Here is a 6,155-nt window from a genome sequence, read left to right on the forward strand (position 1 = left end):
GTCTCGACATCGGCGGCGGCGGCGGCGGTGGCGGCGCGGGCGGCGTCAGCCTCGGCCCTGTAGTTGGCGTCGTCGATGCGCAGCAGGATGTCGCCGGGGCGGACGGTCTGATTGTCGGTCACCAGGACCTCGGCCACCGTGCCCTCGACCTTGGTGCTGATCGGGGCGATGTCGGCGGCGACATAGGCATCGTCGGTGCTGACCAGATGCCGCGTCATGTAGAGCCAGCCGAGGAAGCCGGCGGCGACCAGCGCCACGAGGCCCAGCAGGCCGAACTTCACATGCGCTTTCATGACATCAGCTCTCGCATTTTCGAAACTAGACTAAACGGTTCAGTTCAGTTGATATAACACCAACAAGGTTGGCGCACATCTCCCCAGTTCATGCATCATGCGCATGGCAGCTTATGGGCCGGCCGGGTGACAAGGTTTATCGATCATGATGTCCACGGCGAAATCCGCGGCGGCGACCGCTCCTTCCGATGAAGGCGAGGGCGGCGCCAGTCCTTCCGTCAAGCAGCGCCAGGTGATGGCGGCGGCGTCCGAACTGTTCATGGACCAGGGCTTCGCCGGCACCTCGATGGATGCGGTGGCGCGCAAGGCCGGCGTTTCAAAGGCGACGGTCTACGCCCATTTCGCCTCCAAGGAAGATCTGTTCGAGGCGATGGTGGCGCAAGGTTCGGTCGAGCGTTTCGCCAGCCTGATGACGGCCGATCTCGACACGCTGGGGGTCGAGGCGGCGCTGTCGACCGTCGCCCATGAATTCATGGGCGTGCTGACCAGCCCGCAGTCGTTGAAGACCCTGCGCCTCGTGATGGCCGAGGCCGGACGGCGCCCGGATCTCGCCGCCCGTTTCTATCGCGCCGGGCCGGCCAAGGTGATGGCGGCCCTGACCGCCTATCTCGAACGGGCGCGGGCGCGCGGCGATCTCGATATCGAGGACCCGCGCATCGCGGCCGAACTCTTCTTCGGCATGATCCGCGGCGACCTGCACATTCGGCGAATGCTGGGGCTTGCCGACCAATTGCAAAGGACAGACATTTCCCGCCTCGCCGATACGGCGGTGGCGGTCTTTCTCAAAGCCCATCGCCCGGCGCAAGCCTGAGGGAGAAACAATGCCGAGCCGTGATTTCGACGCCGTCCTGTGGGATTTCGGCGGGGTCATCCTGTCGTCGCCGTTCGAGGCCTTCAACGCGCTGGAAGCGGCGCGCGGCCTGCCGGCCAACACGATCCGCCGGATCAACGCGGAAAATCCCGATGCGAACGCCTGGGCGAGGTTCGAGCGCAGCGAAATCGATCTCGACGGTTTCGACGAAGCCTTCGCCGCCGAGGCCCGCGCCCTCGGTCACGAGTTGCGCGGCCGCGATGTCGTCGCGGTCATCCATGGCGCGATAAGGCCGGAAATGGTCGAGGCGCTGCGCAGGGTGAAGCGGCATTACAAGACCGCCTGCCTGACCAACAACGTGAATGATTCGGGTGCGGGCGAGGTCTATGCCGCCGAGGTCGGCCAGGTGATGGCGGAATTCGGCGCCGTGATCGAAAGCCGGCGCGTGGGGGCCCGCAAGCCCGAGCCGCGCTTCTATGAAATGGCCTGCGAAATCGTCGGCGTCGATCCGCGCCGGGCGGTCTATCTCGATGATCTCGGCATCAACCTGAAGCCGGCGCGGGCCATGGGCATGACCACGATCAAGGTCGATGGCGCCGATCAGGCCCTGCGCGAGCTCGAGGCCATTCTCGACCTGTCGCTGCGCTGAGGTTCAGCCGGGCGCGGGCGTGCCTTCGCGGTGGCCGCGCGCCCTGGTCTCGGCCGCCGCCGTGATGGTGCGCCGCAGGGACTCGTCCGACGCCATCAGGCGCTCGAAGTCGCGGCGCGACAATTCCAGCATCTGGCAATAGCCGAGGGCGGTCACATCGGCGTTGCGCGGCTGATCGAACAACAGGGCCATCTCGCCGAAGAAGGCGCCGGAGCCGAGCCGGATCGGCGTGCCGCCGACCGAGACCTCGACCGCGCCGGACGAGATGAAATACATCCGGTCGCCGCGCTCGCCCCTCGACATGATCCGCTCCCCGGGCACCGCCAGATGCGGTTTCATCAGGGCGCCCACGGCGCCGCAGCGGGCGAGGCCGAGACCGGCGAAGATCGGCACGCGGTTGACCAGTTCGTCGCGCGACAGCCGAAGGTCAAGCCGGGGCGGGCGGCTGATCAGTGCCCGCCGGCCTTCGAGGTCGCGCAGCAGGGCGTTCATCACCTCCTGCGAGATGACGCCTTCCTCCAGCATGTGGCGATAGGCGACGGTTTCCTGGCCCATGGCGGCCCGGGCGAGATAGCGTGCCTCGAGATCGGCGGCATAGTCGGGATATTGCAGTTTCAGCGCGTCGAGCCCGTCGGCGAGACCCTTCTGGCGGAGCTCCAGCGTCTGCAGCAGCAGATCGCCGGCGGCGCGGCCGAACACCGGCGCCAGCGTGTGTTCGACATAGGTCTGGAGGTCGCGGAGCGCGGCCTGGGTGATCAGCAGCCGCTCCATCCGCGCTTCGAGAATGGTCGCCAGCGGCCGGTTCCAGCCAAAGCGGCGCTGCAGGAACAGGGCGATGCGGAAGGGCGGCGGGAAACGGGTGACCCGGGCGCAATCCTTCAGATATTCGGCCTGACCGCCGTCGCGCGCGGCATCGGCGAGGCCATTGGCCATGGTGGCGAGGGGCGCGGCCAGTTCGCGGCCGATCACCCGCTCCTCGAACATTTCGAGATAGCCCGCCTGTTCGCGCCGGGCGAGGGTGACGAGGGCGGCGCTGCCCACATCCTCGCCGCAGCGCGCGCCCGTGTCGAGACTGGCCGCGACTTCGAGTTCGCCAAGGCGGCGTTCGTAATAGCCGGTGACCTGGCGGACCGCCGCATCGGTCAGCCGGTGGTTGCGGCCAACCTGTTCGGCGTGGCCCTTGACCTCGGTCAGGCCGAGCGCCATCACCCGGTCGCGGGTGGCGATATCGGCGGGCGAGAGCTTGTCGAGGCCAAGGAGGCGGATCAGCGGCTTCAGGGTGAGGCCGTTCACCAGCAGGGTCCACAGCACGAAGGTGGTGGCAAGGACGCCGATGAAGCGCTTCATCTCGGGCGGCAGATCGGGATTCTCGGTCGCGGCCAGGGCAAGGGCGAGGGTGACGGCGCCGCGCAATCCGCCCCAGACGATCACAGCCTTGAAGCTCAGGGCCACCTTGCGGGCAAGGCCGGTCGCCGTGATCAGCGGCAGCATCCCGAAGATGACCAGCCCTCGCGCCGCCAGCGCCGAGCCGACGAGGACGAGCAGCAGGACGAAATCCGCGCCGGTCATGGTCGCCAGCGTCTTGGGGGCGAGCATGGCGGCCAGCACGAAGATCAGCGAATTGGCCCAGAAGCCCAGGGTCTGCCACGAATGATGCAGGTGGCGCCAGTTCTCGGGCGCGATGCGCAGGCGCGCCACGGCGCCGAAGGTCAGGGCGAAGACGACGACGGCGACCACGCCCGAGGCATGAAGATAGGTCTCCGGCACGATATAGGCGAGATAGGCGCCGCCGACGGTCAGGGTCAGTTCGGCGAGGCGATTGTCGCGCAGGTAAGGCACCACCAGGGTGGCGAGCCAGCCGAAGGCGAAGCCGATGCCAAGGCCGATCGCGAAATGCTCGAGGAACAGCCACAGCCCGTCCAACCCGTCGAGGCTGGTGCCCCGGGTCAGGGCGCCCATCAGCATGGTGAAGAGGGTGATGGCCGCGGCATCGTTGAAGACGGATTCGCCCTCGACCAGCAGCGACAGCCGGCGCGGCGCGCCCAGGTCGCGGAAGATCGCGACGACGGCGGCGGGATCGGTGGTCGAGATGATGGAGGCCAGCAACAGGCAGGGGATCAGGCTGAAGGGGCTGGCATAGGACAGGGCGACGCCGACGGCGACCGTCGCCGCGACCACGGCGACCACGGCCAGCAGAAGCACGGGGAACAGATCGTCCAGCAATTCGCGGACATCGATGCCGAGCGACGCCTCGAACAGCAGCACGGGCAGGAACACGACCATGAAGACGACGGAACTCGACGTGAAGTCCCGCCATTCCAGCAGCATGTCGCCAACGGGGCCGCTGATCGCCGTCGCGGCCGCCGCCGAGGACAGGGCGCCGATGCCGATGCCGACCACGGCGAGGACGACGCTGTAGGGCACCGCCAGACGTTGGGCCAGCGCGGGCAGCACGCTGATCAGCGCAAGCAGGCCCGCGATCGCGAAGACAGTGCCGACAATCGTGCTCATGTTGGTGCCGTACCCCCATGACGGCTATAGCAGACGAACAGTCCGGGGAGGGTGACAGAGATCACGTCGCCTGCAAGTCCCAAACGAGGGTAGTTCCGTTGACGCCGCGCGGCCCGGCCCCGTAACATCCGCCGCGCTTGTCGGGGGGTATCGAGATGGCTTTGACACGGATATTCGGGATTGCCGCGCTGGCGGGGCTGGTGGCTCTGTCGGCCACCGCGCCGGTCCGTGCCGAAACAGACGATGCGGGGGCGGCTTCGGGGGCGACCTCCCGCCGCGCCAGCTTCACGCTCGTCATGGAGAACGACAAGCTGAACGGCACCGACGAATGGTACACGAGCGGCGTGAAGCTGATCTTCTCGAAGCCCGCGCCGGCGCCCGCTTTCGTCTTCGCCCCGCTGGTCGCGGCCAATTCGTGGATCTTCGGTCAGGCCGGCCGCAGCCGCTGGGAACTGGCGCTCGGCCAGAACATCTACGAGCCGGCGGATGAATCCCTGAACCCGCCGGACCCCAAGGACCGGCCCTATGCCGGCTGGCTCTATCTCTCGGCGCTGGCGGTATCCGAGAACCGCTATTCCCAGAACACGCTCGAGGTCCAGGCCGGCGTGGTCGGTCCCTCGGCTCTTGGCGAGCAGATCCAGGACATCACCCACAATCTGATCGGCTCGAACAAGTCGCAGGGCTGGGACGAGCAGCTGTCGGACGAGCCTGGCCTGCTGATCGGCCTGTCGCGGCGCTGGCGCACGCCGCCGCTGGAGCTGACCCGCAGCATCGGCATCGACCTTGTTCCGCATGTGAATGCCGCGATCGGCAACGTCCAGACCTATGCCGGCGCGGGCGCCCTGCTGCGCCTTGGCAACAAGCTCGATGCCGATTTCGGCCTGCCCCGGGTGCGGCCGGCGGGCAGCGCGCCGGTGCCGGTGATCCGCCGTGGCGCCGGCTGGTATGTCTTCACCGGGTTTGAAGGCTGGGCCAGCGCCCGCGACGTCTTCCTCGACGGCAACACGTTCGAGGATTCGCCCAATGTCGACAAGAAGACGCTGGTCGGCGAATTCAATGTCGGCTTCGTCGTCTATGCCATCGGCATGCGCTTCAACGCGACCTATGTGAAGCGGTCGGAGGAATTCGAGGCACAGCCGCACGCCTTCGAATATGGCAGCGCCGCGCTGACCTTCAACTTCTGACCCGGCGGATGGCGCAGGCTCCCGACCCGGTCGCCGCCCTCGCGCTCGCGCGGTCGCGCGACGGATCGCGGCCGGGGGCGCGGGGGGACGGGTATCGGCTTGCCCTCGTCATTGAAGGCGGCGGAATGCGCGGCGTCATCGCCGGTGGCATGGTCTCCGCGCTCGACCATCTTGGCCTCGTGCCGGCTTTCGACGCGGTCTATGGCACCTCGGCCGGGGCCTGCGCCGGCGCCTATCTGCTGGCGGGGCAGGCCCTGCGCGGCACGAGGATCTTCTACGAGGATATCAACAACGGCCGCTTTCTCAGTGTCGCCCGGGTGTTCCGGCGGCGGCCGGTGATGAATGTCGATTATCTGATCGATCACGTCATGACCGCGATCAAGCCGCTGGACACGGCGCGTCTGATGGCATCGGCCATTCCGCTCACCATGATGGCGACCAGGGTGGCCGATGCCGCGCCCGTGGCCCTGACCGGCTTTCGCCGCCATGGCGAGGTGATGCAGGCCCTGCGCGCCTCGACAAGGGTGCCGCTGCTGGGCGGGCCGCCGGTGGCGGGGCCGGGCGGGGCGATGCTGGTCGACGGGGCGCTTTCGGCGCCGGTCGCGACCGCGCTCGCCGAGGCGGAAGGGGCGACCCATGTTCTTGCCCTGATCACGAGGCCCGACGCGCAGCGTATCGCCGGCGGCGGCGGTGGCCCCATGCTGCGC

6 protein-coding genes are annotated in these 6,155 nt (G+C 67.9%); 4 read left to right on the forward strand and 2 right to left on the reverse strand.

Translation table 11 applies throughout. The annotated features are described in order from the left end of the window. Window positions 1-293: biotin/lipoyl-binding protein (locus WAZ62_RS16330; RefSeq protein WP_422644598.1), on the reverse strand; the 293-nt coding region annotated here is incomplete at its 3' end. 145 nt (window positions 294-438) lie between these two features. Between WAZ62_RS16330 and WAZ62_RS16335 the strand changes: the two genes are divergently transcribed. Further along, on the forward strand, window positions 439-1,104 hold the full coding sequence (locus WAZ62_RS16335; protein WP_422644599.1) for a TetR/AcrR family transcriptional regulator: 666 nt from the start codon (window positions 439-441) through the stop codon (window positions 1,102-1,104). Window positions 1,105-1,114: 10 nt separating this feature from the next. Further along, a complete protein-coding gene (locus WAZ62_RS16340; protein WP_422644600.1) occupies window positions 1,115-1,753 on the forward strand; it encodes an HAD-IA family hydrolase in 639 nt (212 codons plus the stop codon). Window positions 1,754-1,756: 3 nt separating this feature from the next. Here WAZ62_RS16340 and WAZ62_RS16345 read toward each other — a convergent pair whose 3' ends face one another. Further along, window positions 1,757-4,264: a cation:proton antiporter gene (locus tag WAZ62_RS16345; RefSeq protein WP_422644601.1), complete on the reverse strand. Its 2,508-nt coding sequence runs from the start codon at window positions 4,262-4,264 to the stop codon at window positions 1,757-1,759. Window positions 4,265-4,419: 155 nt separating this feature from the next. Between WAZ62_RS16345 and WAZ62_RS16350 the strand changes: the two genes are divergently transcribed. Beyond that, window positions 4,420-5,448 carry a lipid A deacylase LpxR family protein gene (locus tag WAZ62_RS16350; RefSeq protein ID WP_422644602.1) on the forward strand — a complete coding sequence of 343 codons (1,029 nt, stop codon included), beginning with the start codon at window positions 4,420-4,422 and terminating at the stop codon, window positions 5,446-5,448. A gap of 8 nt (window positions 5,449-5,456) precedes the next feature. After that, window positions 5,457-6,155 (forward strand): patatin-like phospholipase family protein (locus WAZ62_RS16355; protein ID WP_422644603.1); only part of this gene is annotated, 699 nt, incomplete at its 3' end.

Origin of the sequence: Zavarzinia sp., from assembly GCF_049306435.1 — a bacterium.
GTDB lineage: Bacteria > Pseudomonadota > Alphaproteobacteria > Zavarziniales > Zavarziniaceae > Zavarzinia.